This window comes from Planctomonas psychrotolerans, from assembly GCF_008642235.1.
In the GTDB taxonomy this organism is placed as follows: Bacteria; Actinomycetota; Actinomycetes; order Actinomycetales; family Microbacteriaceae; genus Planctomonas; species Planctomonas psychrotolerans.
The window spans coordinates 2,559,010-2,581,693 of sequence record NZ_SJEV01000001.1 but is presented as its reverse complement, the minus strand read 5'-3'; the positions used below and the strand labels follow the sequence as shown (position 1 = coordinate 2,581,693).

Genomic DNA, 22,684 nt, shown 5'->3' with positions numbered 1-22,684 from the left:
GGCGGCGCACACCGGATTCGTTCGGGTTCGGTCCGGCTCACAACGTATGCACCTGCCGTTAAGTCTAGGCAGCATGCCGCCCGACGGCGTGCGCTCCGCCTCCCCCCGATGGGGGGACATCGCCCGTGCTACGCGGTGCCCTCGTTCGCGCTCCCGAACACGTCGACGACGATGACCGAGACGTTGTCCCGGCCCCCGTGCTCCAGGGCGGCGTCGACCAGTGTCCGCGCGGTCGATGCGGCGTCGGCGCCAGAACCGACGTGGTCCCGGAGGTCGTGATCGAGGAGCTCGCCGTTCAGGCCGTCGGAGCACACCACGAGGCGCAGCCCCGCGGTGGCGGGGATCAGCCAGTAGTCCGGGATCGGCGGGTCGGCGAAGCCGATCGCCCGCGTGATCATGTTGCTGTCCGGGTGTCGTTCCGCCTGGTCCCGGGTGATGGTGCCCGCGTCGACCATGCTCTGCACCACGGAGTGGTCGACGGTCACCTGCTCCAGGCGGTTGCCCCGCCAGGAGTACACGCGAGAGTCGCCGATGTTGAAGACGAGGAACTGCGGCTGCCCTCCGACGAGGGTGAGCGCAACCCCGGTCACCGTGGTGCCCGTACCGAGCAGCGAGTGCCGGGATACGAGGGCGATGTCCGCCTCGGCGATGCGGAGGGCCTCCTCCACGTCGCCCGCCGAGATGAACGGGCCCGTGATGCGTTCGGCGAGGCGGGTGACGACGGCCGCGCTGGCGAAGTCGCCCGCGGAATGGCCGCCCATCCCGTCGGCGACCACGAAGAGCGGCGGGGAGGCGAGCAGGCTGTCCTCGTTGTGCGGTCTGCGCCGTCCGACGTCGGTGAGCGCCGCCCAGCCGAGCCGCAGCCGGTCGGTCGAGTCGGGCACCGGCAGCTCGTGCAGCGCCCGACTCGATCCGATCACGGTCATGACGGCACCTGGGCGGGGAGGATCTCGACCACGTTGCCGTCGCCGAGATCGATGAGAGTGCCCGGTGCCACCACGATCGACTCGCCCTGGCGCAGGGTGAGACGCGGTGCACCCGGCACGCACACGCCCGTGCCGTTCGTCGACCGGAGGTCGGTGACCACCACGGCCGATCCCTCCTGACGGATCTCGGCGTGCGTGCTGGACACCTCCTGGCTCGGCGAGTCCACCCGGATGAGAGTGGGCAACGGGCCGCGGGGCACGCGCGGCGGGCTGGGCTTGCGGCCGAGGTACACGGCTGAATCGAGACTGATCGGTGCGCCTCGCCCCACTCGGAAGGAGAAGACGGGCCGCGGCTCCGGTGCCGCATCCGCGCCGTCCGCGTGGGTGTCGTTCGTGTCATCGTTGGTCGACGTTTCGTCGAGCGTCGGGATGCGGGCGAGAGTCATCCCGTCGGCGTCATCCCCGTCGACCGCCGGGCGCCCCGTCCGAATGATCGGGATCGCGGCCGTGGCGTCGGCACCCAGCACGGTGTCCTCGAGAGCACCGGCGTCGGTGACGACGACGTGCGTTCCGGCGACATGCGTGTCAGCGCCATCCGTGCCGGCGTGCGCGGCCGCCCACTGCACCGCGGAGGCCGTCTCCACGGCACTCGTCAGGGGCCGGTGCTCTGCGCCGCGGGTGCGGGGAGGCGCGCTCGCGAGGGTGAGGGCCGACACGGCATCGAACTCGGCCAGGTACCACGGGACGGCGTGCCGCCCGTCCACGATGCGCGTACCGGTGGGCGTGGTCAGCTCGACGTGCACGGTACCGCGGAGCACGAGGGTGATCCGGGCCGCGGCGTCGTGCCGACGGGAACCGGCCCCGTCGTCTCGCCCGTGGGGAGCGGCCGCGTCGAGCACCACGACCGCGAACCTGTCCACCGCATCCGCGCCGAAGAGCGGGATGGACGCGACGTAGCTCTCCACCGTCACGTCGGGGGACGTGATCGTGCGCCTCAGCCGTTCGATCGTTCCCGTCGACACCGACGGGTCGAGGAGCGACACGATGCTCTCGTGCGCGATCACGGTCCAGCCGTTCCCGTCAGGAACGAAGGAGAGGCGCCCAGGGGTCATGCGGCCTGGTCCTTTCGAGCGGGTGACCGGTTCTCCGGCGAAAGGACATCTCGTGTCACTCGGTGCCGAGATAGGTCATGACGTGCTTCAGCCGAGTGTAATCCTCGAAGCCGTACATCGAGAGGTCCTTGCCGTAGCCGGAGTGCTTGAATCCGCCGTGCGGCATCTCGGCCACCAGGGGGATGTGGGTATTGATCCACACGCACCCGAAGTCGAGTTTCTTCGCCGCGCGCATGGCGCGTCCGTGGTTCGACGTCCACACCGACGAGGAGAGGCCGTAGCGCACGTCGTTGGCGAGCCTCAGCGCCTCGTCCTCGGTGGAGAACCGCTGCACCGTGATCACGGGACCGAACACTTCGTTCTGGATGATCGCGTCGTCCTGGCGGAGGCCCGACACGATCGTGGCCTCGTGGAAATACCCCCGGTCGCGCACGCGGGATCCGCCGAGATCGACGGTCGCGTGATCGGGCAGGCGGTCCAGCGCCCCGACCACGCGGTCGAGCTGGTCGGCGTTGTTCAGGGGGCCGAACAGCACGCCGTCCTCATCGGGCATGCCGGTGCGCGCGTCGTCCCGGGCGGCGGCGACGAGGGCGGCGAGGAACTCGTCGTGCACCCCGTCCTGAACGAGCACCCGCGTGGCGGCGGTGCAGTCCTGACCGGCGTTGAAGTACCCGGCGGCCACGATGCCCGCCGCGGCCGAGGCGACGTCGGCGTCGTCGTAGACGATCACCGGCGCCTTGCCGCCCAACTCGAGGTGCACGCGCTTCAGGTCGGTGGACGCCGCGCGCGCCACCTCCATCCCGGCGCGCACGGACCCGGTGATGCTCACGAGTTGCGGCACGCGGGAATCGATCATCGCCGCGCCCGTCGCCCGGTCGCCGGTGATCACGTTGAGCACCCCCGGTGGCAGGAACTCGGCGGCGACCTCGGCGAGCAGCAGGGTGGACGTCGGGGTGGTGTCCGACGGCTTCAGCACGGTGGTGTTGCCGGCGGCCACGGCGGGGGCGAACTTCCACACCGCCATGTTGAGCGGATAGTTCCACGGGGTCACCTGCCCCACCACGCCGATCGGTTCGCGGCGGACGAACGAGGTGTACCCGGACAGGTACTCGCCCGCTGAGCGTCCCTCGAGCACCCGGGCGGCGCCCGCGAAGAAGCGGATCTGGTCCACCGACACGAGGATCTCGTCCTCGACGAGGCTGGAGCGCGGCTTGCCCGTGTCCTTCGACTCGGCATCGGCGAACTCGTCGGCGCGCGCCTCGATCGCGTCGGCGATGCGGAACAGGGCGAGCTGTCGCTCCCCCGGCGTCGACTCCCCCCAGCCCTCGAAGGCGGACGCGGCGGCAGCGAAGGCCGCGTCGACGTCGGCGGTCGTCGACCGGATGGAGGTGGCGTAAACCCCCTCGGTCGCCGGGTCGATCAGCTCGATCCGGTCATCCCCGGTGGAGTCGGCGGCTGCGCCGTTGACGAAGTTCCGTAGCTCGCGAACGCTCATTTCCACATCCTAGGCACGGAATCGCCGTACGTGGCGGGTGGACATCCGGGCCGGGCGTCACCCCGAATTCCGACCGCGGCACGGGGCTCGTCAAGCGAAGAACGCCCCGATTTCCGCCACCTCGTCGGCGGTCGGCTGCCACGAGGACCCCGCGACGGCATTCTGCTCGATCTGCTCGGGTCGCGATGCGCCGGCGATCACGCTCGTGAGACCCGGCTGCGCGAGCAGCCAGGCGAACGTGGCAGTGAGCATGCTGATGTCCCGCTCCGCGCAGAAGTCCGCGTAGCGCTCGAGCGCATCCCATGGCGCGGTCTCGAGCAGCTGCGGCTTCAGTGCCGTGAGCCGGGCATCCGCCGGTCCTCCGCTCCGGGTGTACTTGCCGGTGAGCAGTCCGTTGTAGAGCGGGAAGAACGGCAGGAAACCGAGACCGTAGTGCCGCGTGGCGGGCAGCACCTCCCGCTCCGCGTCGCGCACGAGAAGGCTGTACTCGTTCTGCGCGGAGATGAACCGCGGATGCGAGCAGAGCCGCGCCGTGTACTCGGCGTCGGCGATCTGCCAGCCGTCGAGATTCGAGTGCCCGATGTAGCGCACCTTGCCCTCGGTGATGAGGTCGTCGAGAGTCGCGAGCGTCTCCTCGATCGGGGTCATCGGATCGGGGCGGTGCAGCTGGTAGAGATCGATCCAGTCGGTTCGCAGGCGGGTGAGCGAGGCCTCCACGGCACGGCGGATGTAGCGGCGGGATCCGCGGGCTCCCCAGTCCGGTCCGTTCGCGCCCGCCATGTCCATGCCGAACTTCGTCGCGAGCACGATGCGATCCCGCTTGCCCTGGAGCGCCACGCCCATCAGCGTCTCGCTGAGGCCCGGCTCAGCGCCGTAGATGTCGGCGGTGTCGAACAGCGTGATGCCGGCATCGAGGGCCGCGTCGATGACCGCCGTCGTGCCCTCCTGCGTTTCGGCGGCCGTGCCGGCACGGCCGAAGTTGTTGCAGCCGAGCCCCACGGTGGAGACGGGGAGGCCGGAGGAACCGAGGGTACGCACGTCGAGGGATGCCATCGTCCCAGCCTACGCAGGGCCCTCCCCTCCCCCACATCCCGGCGCGTTTGTCCGGTTACCCCATGTCCGATGGATGCCAGAGGGCGCGGGTATCCCGCGGCTACAGTCGAGGCATGACCCCGGCGCTTCCCCTCATCCCCGAGTACCTCCTGCGCATGCCGAGCCCCATCGGCCGGATCGAACTCGGCAGCGACGGCACCTCGGTGACGTCTCTCACCATCGAGCGCGATGGCTCCCTCCCGTTCGACAGCCAACCCGAGCGGTCCACCGACGTGCTCGAGCGCGCGTCGGCGCAACTCGCGGAGTACTTCTCCGGCGCCCGCCGCTCCTTCGACGTGCCGATCGTGCTTCGTGGCACGCCGTTCCAGCTGGCGGTGTGGGAGCACCTGAAGGCGATCCCGTGGAGCGGCTACACCACCTACGGATCCCTCGGCGCCGAGATCGGGCGCCCTGGTTCGGGCCGAGCGATCGGCGGTGCCGTGGGTGCGAATCCCGTGCCGATCCTTGTGCCGTGTCACCGTGTGCTCGCGTCCGACCGTCGCATCACCGGCTACAGCGGAGGCAACGGCATCCCCACGAAGGTCTGGCTCCTGAGCCACGAGGGCATCGGCTTCGCGGCATGACCGGCGACGAAGAGGCCGCCGTGGTCGCGGGTGCGGCGTCCGGTGCTGCGGATGCCCCAGGGCCTGCTGCGTCGGGAGTCGCGGGTGCTGTTGCCAGGACGGCGGCCGGATCTGTTGCGGTTGCCGAACCCGGGATCGTGCGCGGCGACGACGGGGTCGTCCGCTGCTCGTGGGGTGCTCGCGATCCCGACCTCCGCCGCTACCACGACGAGGAATGGGGCCGACCACTGCATGGCGACCGGCTCCTCTTCGAGAAGCTGAGCCTCGAGGGCTTCCAGGCCGGTCTGTCCTGGCTCACGATCCTCAGGCGACGACCCCACTTCCGCGCCGTGTTCTTCGACTTCGACCTCGAGCGGGTCGCCGCGATGTCCGACGACGACGTCGAACGGCTGATGGGCGACACGGGCATCATCCGTAATCGCGCGAAGATCGAGGCGACGCGCGGCAACGCGAGGGCAACCCTCGAATTGCAGGGCGGTCGCGACGGTGCCCTCGACGAACTGATGTGGAGCTTCGCCCCACCACCCCGCGCCGAAGCCGACCGCCCGCGCCGGCCTTCCGACGTCCCTGCCACGACGCCGCAATCCGCGGCCATGAGCGCCGAACTGCGGCGACGCGGGTTCCGCTTCGTCGGTCCGACGACGATGTACGCACTCATGCAGTCGTCGGGCATGGTCGACGACCACCAGGTCGGCTGCTTCCGCGCCTCGTAAGAGCGACATACCGCCAGTCACCGTACGCACCGCACGGTCCCTGAGCTTGTCGAAGGGACGCCCACGCGGTCCCGGGCCCTGAGCCCGTCGAAGGGACGCCCACACGGCCCCTGAGCTGTCAAAGGGACGCACCACACGGTCCCTGAACCCATCGAAGGGACGCCCACACGGTCCCCGAGCTCGTCCAAGGGACGCACCGCACGGTCCCCGAGCCCATCGAAGGGACGCACCTTGACGTCCGGGGCCGCCACGCGCCACCGTTTCGATCAAGCGCCGCGCTCACGGTCCGGTCCGCCACCGCTATCGTCAATCGCCCGCGAAGCTTCGTGGGCGTTCGACCGAAACGCGGGCGCAAGAAGCGACGACGCCTGCCTTCCGTCCCTTCGACGAGCTCAGGGACCGCATCTGGGGGTTGCGACAAACCGCACGCACGCTTCCACGCGGGCGCTCCGGTCACCCGCGGGTGGCGTGCCATGCGCGGGTGTACGCACCACCCACGCGGCGCAACAACACCGGCGCGCTCATCCCACAGAGGCGACGGAGGCAAGGCAGCATGGCGCCCAAACGATCCCGGAGGTTGTCGAAGGAACCGCCCACACGGTCCCTGAGCTTGTCGAAGGGACGCAACTCGACGTCCGGGGCCGACACGCGCCACCGTTTCGATCAACCGCCGCGCTCACGGTCCGGTCCGGTCCGCTATTGTCAATCGCCCGCGAAGCATCCCCGGCGATCGACCGAAACGCGGGCGCAAGAAGCGACGACGCCTGCCTTCCGTCCCTTCGACAAGCTCAGGGACCGCATCCGGAGGGCGGCAACACGCCGCACGCCTCCCGTTCGCGCTACTGCAGCGGACGCGCGCGGGCGGCATTCCAAGCGCTTATTCACGCCACCGTTTCGATCAGCCGCCGCGCTAACGATCCGTTCCGCCACCGCTCCCGTCAATCGCCCGCGAAGCTTCCGCGGCGATCGACCGAAACGGCGGCGCAACCCGCAGCCACACCGCACCGCACTGAGCGACGCACGAAAGACAGCGGTCAGGAGACGACGAGGTCGAGCTCGCCGGCACGGCCCGGGCGCAGGTCGAAGCCGGCGTCCCGCGCCCAGTCGAGCACGGCGGCGGTATCGGGCAGATCGACGGCGGTCTCAAGGATGGCACGGGCGAAACGCCCCTTCGCCGCCTTGTTGAAGTGGTTGAGGGCCCGCACGACGCCGTCCTCGGCGCGCGTGACGACCCGCAGGTAGCTGGACCCCGACCGCACCGGAGCGGGACCGAGTCCCGCATATCCGGCCGACCGGAGGTCGAGGATCACCCCGGACGTCGCCGCCAACTGATCGCGCACGGGAGCAGCCCACTGCGCCCGGAGGGGAAGGTCGGGCAACCGCGAGTCGTACGACAGCCGGTAGGCGGGGATGGGATCGAGCGCACGCACCGGCCCGAGCAACGCCGAGTGGATCGCGAGGTGCCGGTGCGCGAACCCGCGCGCGGCCTCCGAAAGCGACGACGCATCCAGGGCATCGAACAGCACGCCGGTGTACCGGTCGATCGCCGGCAGTGTGGCGGAACGGGTGACCGCCCGGTTGCGGTCGACCTCCGCGGCGAGTGACGGCCCGAGCCGGAGGGCGGCCATGCACTCCGCCCGGTTCCGCGCGAGCGCACGCGTCGCCCGCAGCACCGTGCGGCGCTGCGGGTTGAGGGCGGGATAGCCGAGAGCGGCGAGGTCGAGCGGGGGGCCGTCTCCACCGTCCCGCTTCGTCTCGGACGGCGGCAGCACGATCAGCATTGGGCAGCGAGAAAGGCAAGCGCGTCGTCGACGACGCGGGAGAGCGGCGCGACACTGTCCACGGTGATGCGAGGCACGTCCGCGGAGGCGCCTGACCACGCCGCGTAATCAGCCCGGACACGCTCCACGCGGTGCCAGGTCGGCTCGGGAAGATGGGAAAGGCCGCGGTCCCTGGACTCGAGGCGCGCGCGATGAACAGCCGGATCGGAGCACACGACCTCGACCATGCGGAGGGGCGCACCCGCGCGGGCAGCGAGCGTGATCCACTGCAGCCGTGCCGGTTCCACCGCGTTCACGGCGTCGATGATCACCGATTGCCCGGTCGCGAGGATACCGCCCGCGACCGCCTCGGCGGCGCAGTAGGCGGCGAGACCGGTCGGCTGGTCCGCCGGGATGCCGGCCGCCCGGATCGCGGACTCGATTGGATCCACCGACACGAGCGCTGCGCCAAGGAGAACGGCGAGCCGTTCGGCGACGGACGACTTGCCCGCACCAGGAAGCCCGGCCATGACGATGAGAGTCGCCGCGGAACGACTCCCCGAGAGGTCAAGCGCGGGAACGCGGGGCGTCGACACGCCGTGGGGATGATCCGTGCGCGAAGAGCCGGCCGCCGACGGATCGGCGGCCGGGCTCACTTCACGAGTTCGGCGTTGCGCGCGACGATGGTGACGGTGTCGTTCTCCACGGAGAGGAACCCGTCCTCCGCATTCGCGGTGACCTTGCCGCCGCCCTGCTGCGTCACCCGCACCTCGCCCGAGGCGAGGATCGCGAGCATCGGCTCGTGGCCGGGCAGGATGCCGATCTCACCCTCGGTGGTGCGAGCCACCACCATCGTCGCCTCGCCGGACCACACCTCGTGGTCCGCCGCGACGACGGTGACGTTCAGCGGGGATGACGCCATGGTTAACGGTCTTCCTTCTGCATCTGCGCCCACTTGCGGTCGACGTCGTCGAGGTCACCGACGTTGAAGAACGCCTGCACCGCGACGCTGTCGTACTCGCCGTCGGCGATCTTCGAGAAGGACTCGATGGTGTTCTTGAGCGGCACGGTCGAACCCTCGACGCCGGTGAACTTCTTGGCCATGTAGGTGTTCTGCGACAGGAACTGCTGGATACGGCGCGCACGCGACACCGTCACCTTGTCCTCCTCGGAGAGCTCGTCCACACCGAGGATGGCGATGATCTCCTGCAGTTCCTTGTTCTTCTGCAGAATCGCCTTCACGCGGATGGCCGTGTTGTAGTGCGCCTCACCCAGGTAACGCGGGTCGAGGATGCGGCTGGTCGACGTGAGCGGGTCGACGGCCGGGTACAGACCCTGCGACGCGATCTCGCGGGAGAGCTCGGTCGTCGCGTCGAGGTGGGCGAAGGTCGTGGCCGGCGCGGGGTCGGTGTAGTCGTCGGCGGGCACGTAGATGGCCTGCAGCGACGTGATCGAGTGACCGCGGGTCGAGGTGATGCGCTCCTGCAGGATTCCCATCTCGTCGGCCAGGTTGGGCTGGTACCCCACGGCGGACGGCATGCGACCCAGCAGCGTCGACACCTCGGATCCGGCCTGCGTGAAGCGGAAGATGTTGTCGATGAACAACAGCACGTCCTGCTTCTGCACGTCGCGGAAGTACTCCGCCATCGTGAGGGCGGAGAGGGCCACGCGCAGACGCGTTCCCGGCGGCTCGTCCATCTGGCCGAACACGAGGGCGGTCTTATCGAAGACGCCCGCCTCTTCCATCTCGACGATGAGGTCGTTGCCCTCACGGGTGCGCTCACCGACTCCGGCGAACACCGACACACCACCGTGGTCCTGGGCGACGCGCTGGATCATCTCCTGGATGAGCACGGTCTTGCCGACGCCGGCTCCACCGAAAAGGCCGATCTTGCCACCGAGCACGTAGGGCGTGAGGAGGTCGATGACCTTGATGCCGGTTTCGAAGAGCTGCGTCTTCGACTCGAGCTGGTCGAACGCCGGGGGCTTGCGGTGGATGGGCCAGCGCTCGGTGATCTCGATGGACTCGCCCGGCTCGGAGTTGAGCACCTCGCCGATGACGTTGAACACGCGACCCTTGGTCACGTCACCCACGGGGACCGTGATCGGCTCGCCGGTGTTGCGCACCTCCTGGCCGCGGACGAGTCCGTCGGTGGGGTTCAGGGCGATGGCACGCACGAGGTCGTCTCCAAGGTGCTGCGCGACCTCGAGGGTGATCTGCGTCGAGACGTCACCGATGGTGATGGTGGTCTTCAGGGCGTTGTAGATCTCCGGGATCGAGTCGTGCGGGAACTCGATGTCGACGACGGGGCCGGTGACTCGGGCGACGCGGCCGACGCCGGAGGCCTTCTCGGATGCGACTGGGTGCGCGATGGCGGTGTCAGTCATGACTGTTCTCTCTTTCGTCGCTTACTTCGTAGCGGATGAAAGCGCGTCGGCTCCACCCACGATCTCGGAAATCTGTTGCGTGATCTCGGACTGGCGGGCGTTGTTCGACAGCCGCGTGTAGTCCTTGATCAGTTTGTCGGCGTTGTCGCTGGCCGACTTCATCGCCCGCTGGCGTGCGGCGTGCTCGGAAGCCGCCGACTGCAGCATCGCGTTGAAGATGCGGCTCTCGATGTACACCGGCAGGAGGCCGTCGAGCACATCGCCCACCTCGGGCTCGAACTCGTACAGCGGGAGGACCTCGTGCTCGCCCGGCTCCTCGACACCCTCGACGACCTCGAGCGGCAGCAGCCGCACGACCTCGGGCGTCTGGGTGACCATGTTCACGAAGCGGTTGTACACGATGTGGATCTCGTCGACGCCGCCCTCGCTGTCGTCCTGAACGAACTTCGCGACCAGTGCGTCACCGATCTCCTTGGCCGTGTCGAACACGGGCTGGTCGGTGCCGCCGGTCCAGTTCTGCTCGGCCGCGCGCTGACGGAACGCGAAGTAGGCGACGGCCTTCCGGCCGATCAGGTAGTAGACGACCTCTTTGCCCTGGCTGCGCAGGAGCGTCGCGAGCTGCTCCGACTCCTTCAGCACGTTCGAGCTGAAGGCGCCGGCGAGCCCGCGGTCGGACGCGAAGATGACGATCGCCGCGCGGTTGATCGTCTCCTTCTCGGTGGTGAGGATGTGGTCGACGTTGGAGAAGGTCGCCACGGCCGACACCGCGCGGGTGATGGCCCGCGAGTACGGTCCGGAGGCCGCGACCCGCTGCTGGGCCTTCGTGATCCGCGACGCGGAGATCAGCTCCATAGCGCGAGTGATCTTCTTGGTCGTCTGGGCAGAACGAATCTTCTGCCGGTAGACCCGAAGTTGCGCTCCCATGTTTCTCCTGTGCCTGTTGTTTTTCGAACGGTCGGTGGACGGTCCGCGTGGTTAGCGGCGGCCCTTCACGATGCGCTCCTGGTTGACGTCTTCCACGTTCTCCGCCTCGAAGGTTTCCTTGCCGGCGGATGCGAGCGGCTTGCCCTCGCCCGTCTGGAACTCGAGCTTGAACTTGTCGATCTCGGAGTCGAGCGTTGCCACGACCTCATCGCTCAGCACGTTGGTCTCGCGCAGCGTCGTGAGCACGTTGGTGTTGCGACCCAGGTGGTCGAGCAGCTCGCGCTCGAAGCGCAGGATGTCGGGCACCGGGACCTCGTCGAGCTTGCCGTTCGTTCCGGCCCAGATCGAGACGACCTGGTCCTCGACCGGGTACGGCGAGTACTGCGGCTGCTTGAGCAGCTCGGTGAGGCGTGCGCCGCGCTCGAGCTGACGACGGCTGGCCGCGTCGAGGTCGGAGGCGAACATCGCGAACGCCTCGAGGGAACGGTACTGAGCGAGCTCGAGCTTGAGCGTTCCGGACACCTTCTTGATGGACTTCACCTGAGCGTCACCACCGACTCGCGAGACCGAGATACCCACGTCGACAGCGGGACGCTGGTTGGCGTTGAAGAGGTCGGACTGCAGGAAGATCTGGCCGTCGGTGATCGAGATCACGTTGGTCGGGATGTAGGCGGAGACGTCGTTCGCCTTGGTCTCGATGAGCGGCAGGCCGGTCATCGATCCTGCACCGAGCTCGTCGGACAGCTTCGCGCAACGCTCGAGCAGGCGGGAGTGCAGGTAGAACACGTCACCGGGGTACGCCTCGCGTCCCGGCGGGCGGCGCAGCAGCAGCGACACGGCGCGGTAGGCCTCGGCCTGCTTGGACAGGTCGTCGAAGACGATCAGCACGTGCTTGCCGCCGTACATCCAGTGCTGGCCGATGGCCGAACCGGTGTAGGGGGCGAGGTACTTGAAGCCGGCGGGGTCGGACGCGGGAGCCGCGACGATGGTGGTGTACTCCATCGCGCCGGCGTCCTCGAGGGCACCCTTGATGCCCGCGATGGTCGAACCCTTCTGACCGATGGCGACGTAGATGCAGCGCACCTGCTTGGTGACGTCGCCGGACTCCCAGTTGGCCTTCTGGTTGATGATCGTGTCGATCGCGATGGCCGACTTACCGGTCTGGCGGTCGCCGATGATCAGCTGACGCTGGCCACGGCCGATCGGGATCATGGCGTCGATGGCCTTGATGCCGGTCTGCATGGGCTCGTGCACGCTCTTCCGCGCCATGACGCCGGGCGCCTGCAACTCGAGCGCACGACGGGTCTCCGCCTTGATCTCGCCGAGACCGTCGATCGGGGCGCCGAGCGGGTCGACCACACGGCCGAGGAACGCGTCACCGACCGGAGCGGAGAGCACCTCGCCGGTGCGGTGCACCTCCATGCCCTCTTCGACGCCGGCGAACTCGCCGAGCACGATGACACCGATCTCGTTCTCGTCCAGGTTCTGGGCGAGGCCGAGGGTTCCGTCCGCGAAGCGGATCAGTTCGTTGGCCATGACGCCGGGGAGACCCTCGACGTGCGCGATGCCGTCACCGGCATCCGTGACGTAACCGACCTCGGTCGTCGCAGCGGCCGTCGACTCGTACGACTTGACGAAGTCCTTGAGTGCGTCGCGGATCTCGTCGGGGCTGATCGTTAGTTCTGCCATTGTGTTCCCTTTGTTTGTACTTACTCGCTAGCCAGCGAGCTGAAGTCTCAGGTCGTTGATCTTGGTCGCGACGCTGCCGTCGATCACATCGTCGGCGATCTGCACGCGCAGCCCACCGATGACGTCGGGGTCGAGGACCTGATTGACCTTGATCTTGCGCCCGTATCGCTTGGCGAGACTGTCGCGCAGTCGCTCCAGCTGGGCTTCGCCGATCGGGCGGGCGGCGGTGACCGTCGCCACGGCCAGGTTGGACTCGTCGGCGACCACGGTCGCGGCGTGCCGCAGCAGTTCGCCGATGCGGCGACCGCGCGGCTGCTTGACGAGGTGTCCCACGATGAGCCGTGTCTGCGGGGAGGCGTTCTCGAGCAACGAGTACACGAGCACGGTCTTGGAGATGTCGGAGCCGCGCTTGCTGCCCACCGCGAGCTCGAGCTCGGGGTTGGACGTCACCGCGGTGCCGAAGGAGAACAGCTCGGCCTCGATGTTCACATCGTCCGGGGCCGAAATGGCGGAAGCACGAAGACCCAGCTCCTCGATGCCGGCGAGCAGGTCTTCCTGCGACGACCAGCGAAGCGCCACGGCGGACTCGAGCAGCGAGCGTGCCGGTGCGTCGAGACGGTCGGCGAAGACGTTCTGCAGCACGTGCGACTTCTCGCTCGCGTCCACGCCCGAGTCGGACAGGATGTTCTGCAGTTGCGCTGAGCTACCGATGACCCGACCCGCGAAGAAGATCTGATCGACGGTGGACACGTCGACGGTGCCGAGAGCATCCAGGTGTCCCCGGAGTTCGGCTACCGCCTCGCGAGTCGCACTTCCCATTAGGAGGCCGTACCAGCGCGGTTGGTTTCGCTGGCTTCGAGGTCGGCCAGGAACCGGTCGACGAGCGCGGACGAACGGCGGTCGTCGCTCAGGCTCTCGCCGAGCACACCGGATGCCAGGTCGATGGCGAGCGAGCCCACCTCGGAGCGGAGGGAGACGAGTGCCGCCTGACGCTCCGCCTCGATCTGCACCTGCGCGTTGGCGGTGATGCGTGCTGCCTCGGTCGAGGCCTGTTCCTTCAGGTCGGCGAGGATGCGCTGACCCTCGACCCGCGCCTGCTCGCGAATGCGGCCGGCCTCGGCCCGCGCCTCGGCGAGCTGCGCGTTGTACGCGGCGAGGGCCGCTGCGGCCTCGACCTGCGCGTTCTCGGCCTTGGCGATACCGCCCTCGATGATCTCGGAGCGCTCGTCGAGCGTCTTCTTGATCGCGGGCAGCACCTTCACCCAGAACACGGCGAGGATGATCACGAAACAGACCAGCGACCACACGATGTCGTACGTGGCGGGCAGCAGCGGGTTCAGCGTCTCGGAACTGCCCTCTTCACCCGCGGCAGCAAGGTATGCGTGAAGCATGTCGTCTCCTATTAGAGGTGAGAGGGGTGGTGGATCAACCCGTGAAGATGAAGTAGGTCGCGATGCCGATGAACGCGAGTGCCTCGGTGAAGGCGATACCGATGTACATGAGCACCGTCAGGCGACCCTGCAGTTCGGGCTGGCGTGCAACGCCTTCGATGGTCTTGCCGACCACGATTCCGACGCCGATGGCCGGGCCGATTGCAGCGAGACCGTAACCGACCGTCGCGATGTTTCCATTGATCTCGGCGAGAACGGTTGTTGCGTCCACGTGTGATTCCTTTCGTGATGGCGAATTCGACGAGCGTCGAATTCGTGTCTAGTGTTCCTCAGCCAGCGCGAGCTGGATGTAGACCGCGGTGAGCAGGGCGAAGATGTACGCCTGCAGCACGGCGATCAGGACTTCGAACAGCGTGAATGCGAAGCCGAACACCAGGGTTCCGACACCGAAGAGCTTGAATGCGCCGGAGGTGTCGAAGAAGAAGAACTGCGTCGCGGCGAAGAAGAGCACGAGCAGAAGGTGACCGACGACCATGTTCATCATGAGTCGGAGCGTGAGGGTGATCGGACGGATGACGAAGGTCGAGATGAATTCGATCGGCGTCACGATCAGGTAGAGGAAGGGCGGCACGCCGGGGGGGAAGAGGGCGTTGCGGAAGAAGCTGCCCGGGTGCTTCTTGACCCCGGCGTAGATGAAGGCGACGTAGGCCGCGACGGCGAGCACGAGCGGCACACCGATCACGGACGTTCCCGCGATGTTCAACCCGGGGATGATGCCGGTGATGTTCATGAAGAGCACCATGAAGAAGATGGTGGTGATCAGCGGCAGGAAGCGCTGGCCGTCCTTCTTGCCCAGGAGGTCCTCCGCGATGTTGACCCGAACGAAGTTCAGGCCCATCTCGATGAGCGTCTGGAACCGGCCGGGCACGATCTTCATGCGGCTGGTGCCGATCCAGAAGATCGCAACGAGCAGGGCCACCATCAGCAGGCGGATCAGCATGATGCGATTCAGGGCGAAGGGCGTACCTTCGAAGAGAACGATCTCCGGGAAGAACTCCAGGATCGACGGCCCGTGGAAGCCGCCCTCTTCGGCGGCTTTCGGAACCAGCAGGTGTGCAGCGTTGAGTAGCAGCGCTTTCTCCTGTTTCGGGGCGTGGAGCATCAGCTCTCGCGTCGACGAACGATGGGAAGATCGTCCCCGCGAGAAGAGCACCGAAGGGTGACATTCGCATGTTTGCGGGGGGAACCTGTGGCCACTCTAGCAAGGAAACGAGTGTGCCGACTAATCGCTAACGGCGTTCCGTGTCCCCCGGCAGGGTGACATCGCTGACGTAGGGAATCCGCGATCGGGCGATGACCACGAGGTCGACGACCAGGGTGCCGAGCACCGCTGCGACCAGGGTGAGGAACAGTACCGTGCCGTCGATCCACGGCTGATCCTTCAGCACGAAGACCAGGATCAGGAAGACCAGGAACTTGAGGAACCAGGCGCCCATGACGATGGCGAAGTAGGCCGGATTCAGCATGTCGGCGCCGCTGACCCGATTCGCGAAGAGGATGCTGGCCGCGGTGACCCCGAGGAACAGCACCGCCATCGCGGCACCGACCAGCGCCGAGACGAGCCCGTTCGCCCCGACCAGGACGTAGCCGAGTGCCCCGCCGATGACGGCGATCGCCACCGACAAGAGGGTGCCGTATTTCAGGATGTTCCGGAAGACCGGCGTGGAGCTCGGCTCGGGACGGCGGGCGGGCGGCTGCGGAGTCATGAGGGGTCCTTCGGGGGAAGTGGGACGGGGCCGGTGGTGGCGCGCTCCACGGCGAGCAGGTCGGCATCGGTCGGCGCGTCGTTCCCATGATCCGCCGACGCGCGGTCGAGCGGGTCGTAGGCGGCGAGCTCGCTCGACCCCGGAGACGTCGCGGCCGCCGACTGCACGCGCGCCTCGAGGATCTTGCGCTTGGTGATCGGGGCGAGGGTGGCGACGGTGCACACCGCGAGGCCGAGGAAGATGAAGAGGAACGCCCAGTAGTACGGCTTGATCACGAAGAACAGCAGACATCCCACCGAGACGACGGTGGTCCAGGCGTAAAAGATGTACACGGCGTGCTGGCTGGAGTGCCCCATGTCGAGCAGGCGATGGTGCAGGTGCTTGCGGTCGGCACTGAACGGGGACTTGCCCGCCCGCAGGCGACGGACCACGGCGAGGCCGAAGTCGAGCAGCGGCACGACGAGGATCGCGAACGGCAGCAGGATCGGCAGGAACGCCGGCAGGAATTCCGATCGGGCGAAGTTCACCGGGTCGATCTCGCCGGTCACCGCGATCGCACTCGTGGCCATCAGCAGTCCGATCAGCAGCGCCCCGGCATCGCCCATGAACAGCTTCGCCGGGTGCCAGTTGAGCGGGAGGAACCCGATGCAGGCACCGATGATGATCGCGGAGATGAGCGACGCGAGGTTGAACCGCTCGGTGCGGCCCTCCTCGAGCGACAGCAGCACGCTGTAGATGAAGAACGTGCTGTTGGCGATGATGGCCACGCCGGCGACCAGACCGTCGAGGCCGTCGATGAAGTTGATCGCATTCATGACGAGCACCACCGCGAAGACCGTGATGATGAGCGACATGTAGGAGGAGCCGACGGTGAGACCGCCGATGGGCAGCGACGCGATCGCGACCCCCTGCCAGGCCAGGAGACCGGCCGCGATGATCTGGGCGGCGAGCTTGATCATCCAGTCGAGTTCCCACAGGTCGTCGGCCACACCGATGAGCACGATGATGAGGGCGGCGCCGAGGATGGCGAAGATCGGGCCGGGGCGGGCGAAGACGAGATCGAACCAGGTGATCTGCGACGCGACCGCGAACGCCACCAGCACTCCGCCGAACATCGCCACCCCGCCGAGACGAGGGGTGGGACGCGTGTGCACGTCGCGTTCCCGGATCTTCGGGTACAGGCGGAACCGGTATCCCAACTTCATGATGAGCACCGAGAGCACGGTGGTGACCACCGCGGTGACGAGCACTATCGCGAAGTAGTACGGCACGACTCAGCCTTCGTCTTCGAGGACATCGCCGACTACCGAGCGGATGTCCTCTCGCGAGATTGCCCCCTGGCGCACGATGGTGATGGTGCCGCCCCCCGCGCGGAGGCCGGTGGCGTCGATGATCGTCGAGGCGAGGCGCGACTCGGGCGAGTCACCGCCGTCGAGATACACGGTCACCGTATCGCCCAGCTGTTCCGATGCCTCGATCGCGGAGGTCGCAGAGGGCTCCCCCGTGCGATTCGCCGACGACACCGCGAGCGGACCCACCTCGGTGAGCAGTTCGAGCATGAGCGGGTTGTCCGGCATCCGCAGCGCCACGGTGCCGCGGGTCTCGCCGAGGTCCCAGGAGAGGGAGGGCTGGGCACGCATGATGATGGTGAGGGCACCAGGCCAGAACCGGTCCACCAGTTCCCGCACGAGGGGATGCACCGTTTCGGCGAGGGCGTCGAGGGTGGGGACCCCCGGAATGAGCACGGGCGGCGGCGATGTGCGGGTGCGGCCCTTCGCGTCGAGCAGGCGCTGCACCGCGTCGGGGTTGAACGCGTCGACCGCGATGCCGTACACCGTGTCGGTGGGCAGCACGACGCACTCGCCGCGCGCGATGGCGGCCCGAGCCAGTCTCATGCCGGTCAAGAGTTCAGAGTCGACCGAACAGTCGTAGATGCGCGCCATATCGGGACTCATGTTATCGGGCGCCACCACCGCATACTGGGAGGCTCCCCGCCTGGTCGCCCCCTCCGGAGTTCGAAACGGTCCCTGAGCGTGTCGAAGGGACGCAGGCCATTGCGAACGTCCCTTCGATACGCTCAGGGACCGCGAACCTTGCGAACCTCCGCCGCACGACTCCCGCGCTCGACGAACCGACGCACCCCCACGGTCCCTGAGCCTGTCGAAGAGACACGACCCGCCGCGAACGTCCCTTCGACAAGCTCAGGGACCGCGAACCTCGCGAACCCCCGCCGCACGACTCCCGCACCGCGACCGATCGACACCCCCACGGTCCCTGAGCCCGTCGAAGGGACGCAGGCCATTGCGAACGTCCCTTCGACAAGCTCAGGGACCGCGAACGCCGCGGACCGCGCCGCGCTACGGGGCGCGGAGGGCCGTGGTGACCCGATCGCGACCGGTGAGGTCGCGATGCGTTGCGGCCGCCTGCCACCCGTCGGCGAGGAGCAGCTGGCGGATCTCCGCGCCCTGCAGCTCACCGTGCTCGATCACGAGCGTGCCGCCGGCGTGAAGCAGGCGCGCAGCGGTGACGGACACGGCCCGCACCACGTCGAGGCCGTCCTCTCCCCCGTACAGGGCGAGCTCCGGATCGAAGAGGCGCACCTCGGGGTCGCGCGGGATGGCGGCGCTCGGGATGTACGGCGGATTGGATGCGACCACGGATGCGCATCCGTCGTACTCGTGCGGCGCGTCCGCGAGGTCGGCGAGCAGCAGCGTGACGTTGGTCGACGCGAACTCCGCGACATTGCGACTCGCCCACGCATGGGCGTCGGGCGACTTCTCGATCGCGACGACCCGGGAGTGCGGCACCTCGGTGGCCAGAGCCAACGCGATGGCGCCGCTGCCGGTGCCGAGGTCCACGGCGAGCGGCGAGGGCGCGGCCGCGGCACGGAGGGCGTCGATGGCGATCTGCGCCACCCCCTCGGTCTCGGGGCGGGGCACGAAGACGCCGGGACCCACCGCGAGGTCGAGCGAACGGAACGGCGCCCGACCGGTGATGTGCTGCAGCGGCTCGCGCGCCGCTCGGCGTCGCACGAGCGCCCGCACCTCCGACGCATCCGCGTCGTCCACCGGCGCGTCCATGATGCCCAGCGACTGCACACGTCCCCGGCTCGCCCCGAGCACGTGCGCAATCAATAGCTCGGCATCCACCTCGGGATCGAGCACTCCCGCAGCGGCGAGATCGTCGATGGCACCCTGGCGCAACGCCTTTACAGTCAGCGGCACGGCACGATCACGCGCCGTCCGTGTCGCCGATCTCGGCGAGACGCGCCTCCTCGTCGGCGGCGATGGCGGACTCGACGATGGGTTCGAGCGCTCCGTTCATCACGGCGTCGAGGTTGTACGCCTTGTACCCGGTGCGGTGGTCGGCCACCCGGTTCTCGGGGAAGTTGTAGGTGCGGATGCGCTCCGACCGGTCCATGGTGCGAATCTGGCTGCGGCGAACGGCCGACGCCTCGGCGTCGATCTCCTCCTGCTGCTTGGCGAGCACGCGGGCACGCAGCACGCGCATCCCCGCCTCGCGGTTCTGCAGCTGGCTCTTCTCGTTCTGCATGGCCACCACGATTCCGGTCGGAAGGTGGGTGATGCGCACGGCGGAGTCGGTGGTGTTCACCGACTGGCCACCCGGGCCGCTCGACCGGTACACGTCGATCTTCAAGTCGTTCGGGCTGATGTCGACCTCTTCGGGCTCGTCGACCTCGGGGATCACGAGCACTCCGGCGGCGGAGGTGTGGATGCGGCCCTGCGACTCGGTCGCGGGCACGCGCTGCACGCGGTGCACCCCGCCCTCGTACTTGAGGTGCGCCCACACGCCCTGCGCGGGGTCGTTCGAGCTGCCCTTGATGGCGACCTGCACGTCCTTGTACCCACCCAGGTCGCTGACGGTCTGGCTGAGGATCTCCGTCTTCCACCGCTTGGACTCGGCGAAATGCAGGTACATGCGCAGCAGGTCGGCGGCGAACAGCGCGGACTCCGCACCGCCCTCCCCCATCTTGATCTCCATGATCACGTCGCGGGCATCGTCGGGGTCACGCGGGATCAGGAGTCGGCGGAGCCGCTCCTGCGCGGGAACCAGTGCCTCTTCGAGTGCGGGGATCTCGGCGGCGAACGCCGGGTCCTCCGCGCCGAGTTCGCGCGCAGCCTCGAGATCGTCCTGGAGGGCGCGCCACTCGTTGTACGCGGCGACGATGCGGCTCAGCTCGGCGTAGCGCCGGTTGACCCGCTTCGACCGAACCGGGTCCCCGTGCAGCTCAGGATCGGCAAGCTGGTTCTGGAGATCCTCGTGCTCGGCCAGCAACGTGCTCACTGACTCGAACACGGATCAGCCCTTTTCGTGGGCGGCGTGACCGCTGCTGTGGTTGCTCTGCCCGTTGCCGGCCGGCATCGACTGCTGCACCTTCATCAGGAATTCGACGTTGGACGACGTCTCCTTGAGGCGGCTGAGCACGATCTCGAGCGCCTGCTGCTGCTCGACACCGGCGAGGGCGCGACGCAGCTTCCACGTCACCTTCACCTCGTCGGATCCCATCAGCATCTCCTCGCGGCGGGTGCCGGACGCGTTCACGTCCACCGCCGGGAAGATCCGCTTGTCGGCGAGTGCACGGGAGAGGCGGAGCTCCATGTTGCCGGTGCCCTTGAACTCCTCGAAGATCACCTCGTCCATCTTGGATCCGGTCTCCACGAGCGCCGTGGCGAGGATCGTGAGCGACCCGCCGTGCTCGATGTTGCGCGCGGCCCCGAAGAAGCGCTTCGGCGGGTACAGCGCCGACGAGTCGACGCCACCGGAGAGGATGCGACCCGACGCCGGTGCCGCGAGGTTGTAGGCACGACCGAGGCGCGTGATCGAGTCGAGCAGCACGACCACATCGTGACCCAGCTCGACGAGGCGCTTGGCGCGCTCGATCGCGAGCTCGGCGACGGTGGTGTGATCCTCGGCAGGACGGTCGAAGGTGGAGGCGATGACCTCGCCCTTCACCGTGCGCTGCATGTCGGTGACCTCTTCGGGTCGCTCGTCGACCAGCACGACCATGAGGTGCACCTCGGGGTTGTTGGTGGCGATGGCGTTGGCGATGGCCTGCAGCACCAGCGTCTTGCCCGCCTTCGGCGGCGAGACGATGAGGCCGCGCTGACCCTTGCCGATCGGCGACACGAGGTCGATGATGCGGGTGGTCAGCTTGTTCGACTCGCTCTCGAGACGGAGGCGCTCCTGCGGGTACAGCGGGGTGAGCTTGCCGAACTCGACGCGGTTCGCCGACTCCTCGGGCGGAAGCCCGTTGATCGAGTCGATCTTCACGATCGCGTTGTACTTCTGGCGTCCGCTGTTCTCGTTCTCGCGCGGCTGGCGGATCGATCCGACCACCGCGTCGCCCTTGCGGAGGTTGTACTTCTTCACCTGGCCGAGCGACACGTACACGTCGTTCGTACCGGGCAGGTATCCGCTCGTGCGCACGAAAGCGTAGTTGTCCAGCACGTCGAGGATGCCGGCGACGGGCAGCAGCACGTCGTCCTCCGACAGCTCCGGCTCGAACTCGTCGCCCGCCGGGCCACGGCCGCCGCGCTTGCGGTCGCGGTAGCGGTTGCGGCCGCTCTGGTCGCGTCCACCGTCGCGGTTGTTGCGACCGGCGCGGCCGCCATCACCGTCGTTGTCGTTCTCGTTCTGCGCACCCGAGTCACCCTCGAAGCGGTTGTCCTGCCGAGCCGCGCCATCCTGCTGGCGGTTCTGACCGTTGTTGTCCTGCTGGCGGTTCTGAGCGCCGCCGTCCTGCTGGCGGTTCTGGCCGTTGTTGTCCTGCTGCCGGTTCTGAGCGCCGCCGTCCTGCTGGCGGTTCCCGTCCTGCTGACGGTTCTGGGCGTTCTCCGACCGGTCCTGCTTGTTGCGGTTGCGGTTCCGGTTGCGACCGCGTCCACCCTCACGCTGCTCGGTACCGGTTTCGGCGTCGGCGGAGTCGCCTCGGCCGGCGCCATCGGAATCGCGGGCCGTCTCGGCGCCGGACTGCGTGTCGGCGGACTCGGTGTTGCGCGAACGGGAGTTGCGGCCACGACCCCGACGATCACCGGACTGCTGGCCTTCTGACTGCTGCCCATCGGACTGCTGCCCATCGGACTGCGGGGACGGCGCCTGCTCGGTGCCGGCAGACTGCTCGGTGCTGGCAGACTGTTCGGTGCTTCCGGACTGCTGGGTGTCACCCGACTTCCCGGTGCTCGGGGCCTGCGCGGTGGCAGTCTCGTCCGCCTGGGGAGCCGACTCGGCGGTCTCCTCGGTCGGCACGGCGGTGGTGATGGCGGTGGTGACCCGACGCGACGCGCGTCGACGGGTCGCGGGCGGCGCATCGGACGGGGCGGCGGCTTCCGGCGCGGCGGTGGCGGGCACGACGGGCGCACCCTCCGACGTGTCGGACAGACCGGGCGCCTGCGTCTCGGAGAGCACGGGTACCTCGACCGGCTGCGACACTGCAGGCTGCTCGACCGTTTCGGGCTCCTGCGCCACGCCAGCGGGGGCGGTGGTGCCGATGGTCGCATCGGCGCCGGCGGAGTCGGCCGAGTTCTGTGCCGCGAGAATCGCGTCGACGAGCTCGCCCTTGCGGAGCTTCGACGCCCCGGGGATTCCGAGCTCGTTGGCGAGGCCCTGGAGGTCCGACACGCGCAGACGCACGAGGTCGGCCTGCGTGGAGGTGTGGGATGGGTGGGTGCTGACTGTGGTCACGAGGAGGGTTCCTTTCCCCTAACCGGAAATCTCATGTTCCGGTGGAGAGCTGGTCGCATTCACTGCTAGCGGCGAAGAATTCGGGCGCTGGTGTCGGACACGGGTGTGCCGATACATGGCAATGGCGACGGCAAATGAATGA

The 22,684-nt window shown here is 68.2% G+C and carries 22 protein-coding genes; 2 read left to right on the top strand and 20 right to left on the bottom strand.

Annotated elements, in window-relative coordinates; translation table 11 throughout:
* Window positions 1-128 precede the first annotated feature (128 nt).
* The 4 genes from EY822_RS11940 to EY822_RS11925 all read right to left on the bottom strand — a co-directional run bounded on the left by EY822_RS11940 (window position 129) and on the right by EY822_RS11925 (window position 4,586).
* The gene (locus EY822_RS11940) at window positions 129-926 is read right to left on the bottom strand and encodes a PP2C family protein-serine/threonine phosphatase (RefSeq protein ID WP_150308455.1); all 798 of its coding nucleotides are present in this window, start codon (window positions 924-926) and stop codon (window positions 129-131) included.
* Window positions 923-2,038 (bottom strand): FHA domain-containing protein, encoded by a 1,116-nt coding sequence (locus EY822_RS11935; protein ID WP_150308454.1) that lies wholly within the window; start codon window positions 2,036-2,038, stop codon window positions 923-925. Before EY822_RS11935 ends, EY822_RS11940 begins: the two co-directional genes overlap by 4 nt.
* A 55-nt stretch (window positions 2,039-2,093) precedes the next feature.
* Window positions 2,094-3,533 (bottom strand): aminobutyraldehyde dehydrogenase, encoded by a 1,440-nt coding sequence (locus tag EY822_RS11930; RefSeq protein ID WP_150308453.1) that lies wholly within the window; start codon window positions 3,531-3,533, stop codon window positions 2,094-2,096.
* A gap of 90 nt (window positions 3,534-3,623) precedes the next feature.
* Window positions 3,624-4,586, bottom strand: a complete 963-nt coding sequence (locus EY822_RS11925) for an aldo/keto reductase (protein ID WP_150308452.1) — start codon at window positions 4,584-4,586, stop codon at window positions 3,624-3,626.
* A gap of 113 nt (window positions 4,587-4,699) precedes the next feature.
* On the opposite strand from EY822_RS11925, the gene EY822_RS11920 reads away from it, so the two are divergent.
* Window positions 4,700-5,209, top strand: a complete 510-nt coding sequence (locus EY822_RS11920; protein WP_227497246.1) for a methylated-DNA--[protein]-cysteine S-methyltransferase — start codon at window positions 4,700-4,702, stop codon at window positions 5,207-5,209.
* The gene (locus tag EY822_RS11915) at window positions 5,206-5,922 is read left to right on the top strand and encodes a DNA-3-methyladenine glycosylase I (RefSeq protein WP_150308451.1); all 717 of its coding nucleotides are present in this window, start codon (window positions 5,206-5,208) and stop codon (window positions 5,920-5,922) included. Before EY822_RS11920 ends, EY822_RS11915 begins: the two co-directional genes overlap by 4 nt.
* Before the next feature lie 1,034 nt (window positions 5,923-6,956).
* Here the strand turns inward: EY822_RS11915 and EY822_RS11910 are convergent.
* The 16 genes from EY822_RS11910 to rho all read right to left on the bottom strand — a co-directional run bounded on the left by EY822_RS11910 (window position 6,957) and on the right by rho (window position 22,542).
* A complete protein-coding gene (locus EY822_RS11910; RefSeq protein WP_150308450.1) occupies window positions 6,957-7,703 on the bottom strand; it encodes a YaaA family protein in 747 nt (248 codons plus the stop codon).
* Complete coding sequence (locus tag EY822_RS11905; protein WP_150308449.1) at window positions 7,697-8,212, bottom strand: AAA family ATPase; 516 nt, start codon at window positions 8,210-8,212, stop codon at window positions 7,697-7,699. Before EY822_RS11905 ends, EY822_RS11910 begins: the two co-directional genes overlap by 7 nt.
* 122 nt (window positions 8,213-8,334) lie before the next feature.
* Complete coding sequence (locus EY822_RS11900) at window positions 8,335-8,604, bottom strand: F0F1 ATP synthase subunit epsilon (RefSeq protein WP_150308448.1); 270 nt, start codon at window positions 8,602-8,604, stop codon at window positions 8,335-8,337.
* A 2-nt stretch (window positions 8,605-8,606) separates the two neighbouring features.
* Complete coding sequence (gene atpD, locus EY822_RS11895; RefSeq protein WP_150308447.1) at window positions 8,607-10,070, bottom strand: F0F1 ATP synthase subunit beta; 1,464 nt, start codon at window positions 10,068-10,070, stop codon at window positions 8,607-8,609.
* Between the two features lie 21 nt (window positions 10,071-10,091).
* On the bottom strand, window positions 10,092-10,994 hold the full coding sequence (locus EY822_RS11890; RefSeq protein ID WP_150308446.1) for a F0F1 ATP synthase subunit gamma: 903 nt from the start codon (window positions 10,992-10,994) through the stop codon (window positions 10,092-10,094).
* Between the two features lie 51 nt (window positions 10,995-11,045).
* Window positions 11,046-12,683, bottom strand: a complete 1,638-nt coding sequence (atpA, locus tag EY822_RS11885; protein ID WP_150308445.1) for a F0F1 ATP synthase subunit alpha — start codon at window positions 12,681-12,683, stop codon at window positions 11,046-11,048.
* Between the two features lie 27 nt (window positions 12,684-12,710).
* Window positions 12,711-13,502, bottom strand: a complete 792-nt coding sequence (locus EY822_RS11880) for a F0F1 ATP synthase subunit delta (protein WP_150308444.1) — start codon at window positions 13,500-13,502, stop codon at window positions 12,711-12,713.
* Window positions 13,502-14,074 carry a F0F1 ATP synthase subunit B gene (locus EY822_RS11875; protein ID WP_150308443.1) on the bottom strand — a complete coding sequence of 191 codons (573 nt, stop codon included), beginning with the start codon at window positions 14,072-14,074 and terminating at the stop codon, window positions 13,502-13,504. Before EY822_RS11875 ends, EY822_RS11880 begins: the two co-directional genes overlap by 1 nt.
* A 34-nt stretch (window positions 14,075-14,108) precedes the next feature.
* Entirely contained in the window at window positions 14,109-14,345 is a 237-nt protein-coding gene (atpE, locus tag EY822_RS11870) for an ATP synthase F0 subunit C (protein ID WP_150308442.1), read from the bottom strand.
* A 48-nt stretch (window positions 14,346-14,393) separates the two neighbouring features.
* Window positions 14,394-15,236 carry a F0F1 ATP synthase subunit A gene (atpB, locus tag EY822_RS11865; protein ID WP_150308441.1) on the bottom strand — a complete coding sequence of 281 codons (843 nt, stop codon included), beginning with the start codon at window positions 15,234-15,236 and terminating at the stop codon, window positions 14,394-14,396.
* A 127-nt stretch (window positions 15,237-15,363) separates the two neighbouring features.
* Entirely contained in the window at window positions 15,364-15,840 is a 477-nt protein-coding gene (locus EY822_RS11860; RefSeq protein ID WP_150308440.1) for a hypothetical protein, read from the bottom strand.
* The gene (locus EY822_RS11855) at window positions 15,837-17,111 is read right to left on the bottom strand and encodes an MraY family glycosyltransferase (RefSeq protein ID WP_150308439.1); all 1,275 of its coding nucleotides are present in this window, start codon (window positions 17,109-17,111) and stop codon (window positions 15,837-15,839) included. The genes EY822_RS11860 and EY822_RS11855 overlap by 4 nt, the downstream gene beginning before the upstream one ends.
* Before the next feature lie 3 nt (window positions 17,112-17,114).
* Window positions 17,115-17,783 carry an L-threonylcarbamoyladenylate synthase gene (locus EY822_RS11850; RefSeq protein ID WP_150308922.1) on the bottom strand — a complete coding sequence of 223 codons (669 nt, stop codon included), beginning with the start codon at window positions 17,781-17,783 and terminating at the stop codon, window positions 17,115-17,117.
* Between the two features lie 414 nt (window positions 17,784-18,197).
* A complete protein-coding gene (gene prmC, locus EY822_RS11845) occupies window positions 18,198-19,064 on the bottom strand; it encodes a peptide chain release factor N(5)-glutamine methyltransferase (protein ID WP_150308438.1) in 867 nt (288 codons plus the stop codon).
* 7 nt (window positions 19,065-19,071) lie between these two features.
* Entirely contained in the window at window positions 19,072-20,157 is a 1,086-nt protein-coding gene (gene prfA / locus EY822_RS11840; RefSeq protein WP_150308437.1) for a peptide chain release factor 1, read from the bottom strand.
* Window positions 20,158-20,160: 3 nt separating this feature from the next.
* Window positions 20,161-22,542: a transcription termination factor Rho gene (gene rho, locus EY822_RS11835; RefSeq protein ID WP_150308436.1), complete on the bottom strand. Its 2,382-nt coding sequence runs from the start codon at window positions 22,540-22,542 to the stop codon at window positions 20,161-20,163.
* Window positions 22,543-22,684 lie beyond the last annotated feature (142 nt).

What these genes read in the sequence shown, in the direction of transcription:
- atpB (WP_150308441.1), bottom strand. Translation starts at nt 15,236, where the DNA reads ATGCTCCACGCCCCGAAACAGGAGAAAGCGCTGCTACTCAACGCTGCA.
- EY822_RS11930 (WP_150308453.1), bottom strand. Translation starts at nt 3,533, where the DNA reads ATGAGCGTTCGCGAGCTACGGAACTTCGTCAACGGCGCAGCCGCCGAC.
- EY822_RS11910 (WP_150308450.1), bottom strand. Translation starts at nt 7,703, where the DNA reads ATGCTGATCGTGCTGCCGCCGTCCGAGACGAAGCGGGACGGTGGAGAC.
- EY822_RS11880 (WP_150308444.1), bottom strand. Translation starts at nt 13,502, where the DNA reads ATGGGAAGTGCGACTCGCGAGGCGGTAGCCGAACTCCGGGGACACCTG.
- atpA (WP_150308445.1), bottom strand. Translation starts at nt 12,683, where the DNA reads ATGGCAGAACTAACGATCAGCCCCGACGAGATCCGCGACGCACTCAAG.
- EY822_RS11890 (WP_150308446.1), bottom strand. Translation starts at nt 10,994, where the DNA reads ATGGGAGCGCAACTTCGGGTCTACCGGCAGAAGATTCGTTCTGCCCAG.
- EY822_RS11925 (WP_150308452.1), bottom strand. Translation starts at nt 4,586, where the DNA reads ATGGCATCCCTCGACGTGCGTACCCTCGGTTCCTCCGGCCTCCCCGTC.
- EY822_RS11875 (WP_150308443.1), bottom strand. Translation starts at nt 14,074, where the DNA reads ATGCTTCACGCATACCTTGCTGCCGCGGGTGAAGAGGGCAGTTCCGAG.
- EY822_RS11900 (WP_150308448.1), bottom strand. Translation starts at nt 8,604, where the DNA reads ATGGCGTCATCCCCGCTGAACGTCACCGTCGTCGCGGCGGACCACGAG.
- EY822_RS11935 (WP_150308454.1), bottom strand. Translation starts at nt 2,038, where the DNA reads ATGACCCCTGGGCGCCTCTCCTTCGTTCCTGACGGGAACGGCTGGACC.
- EY822_RS11905 (WP_150308449.1), bottom strand. Translation starts at nt 8,212, where the DNA reads ATGGCCGGGCTTCCTGGTGCGGGCAAGTCGTCCGTCGCCGAACGGCTC.
- EY822_RS11940 (WP_150308455.1), bottom strand. Translation starts at nt 926, where the DNA reads ATGACCGTGATCGGATCGAGTCGGGCGCTGCACGAGCTGCCGGTGCCC.
- EY822_RS11915 (WP_150308451.1), top strand. Translation starts at nt 5,206, where the DNA reads ATGACCGGCGACGAAGAGGCCGCCGTGGTCGCGGGTGCGGCGTCCGGT.
- atpD (WP_150308447.1), bottom strand. Translation starts at nt 10,070, where the DNA reads ATGACTGACACCGCCATCGCGCACCCAGTCGCATCCGAGAAGGCCTCC.
- EY822_RS11850 (WP_150308922.1), bottom strand. Translation starts at nt 17,783, where the DNA reads ATGGCGCGCATCTACGACTGTTCGGTCGACTCTGAACTCTTGACCGGC.
- EY822_RS11860 (WP_150308440.1), bottom strand. Translation starts at nt 15,840, where the DNA reads ATGACTCCGCAGCCGCCCGCCCGCCGTCCCGAGCCGAGCTCCACGCCG.
- EY822_RS11920 (WP_227497246.1), top strand. Translation starts at nt 4,700, where the DNA reads ATGACCCCGGCGCTTCCCCTCATCCCCGAGTACCTCCTGCGCATGCCG.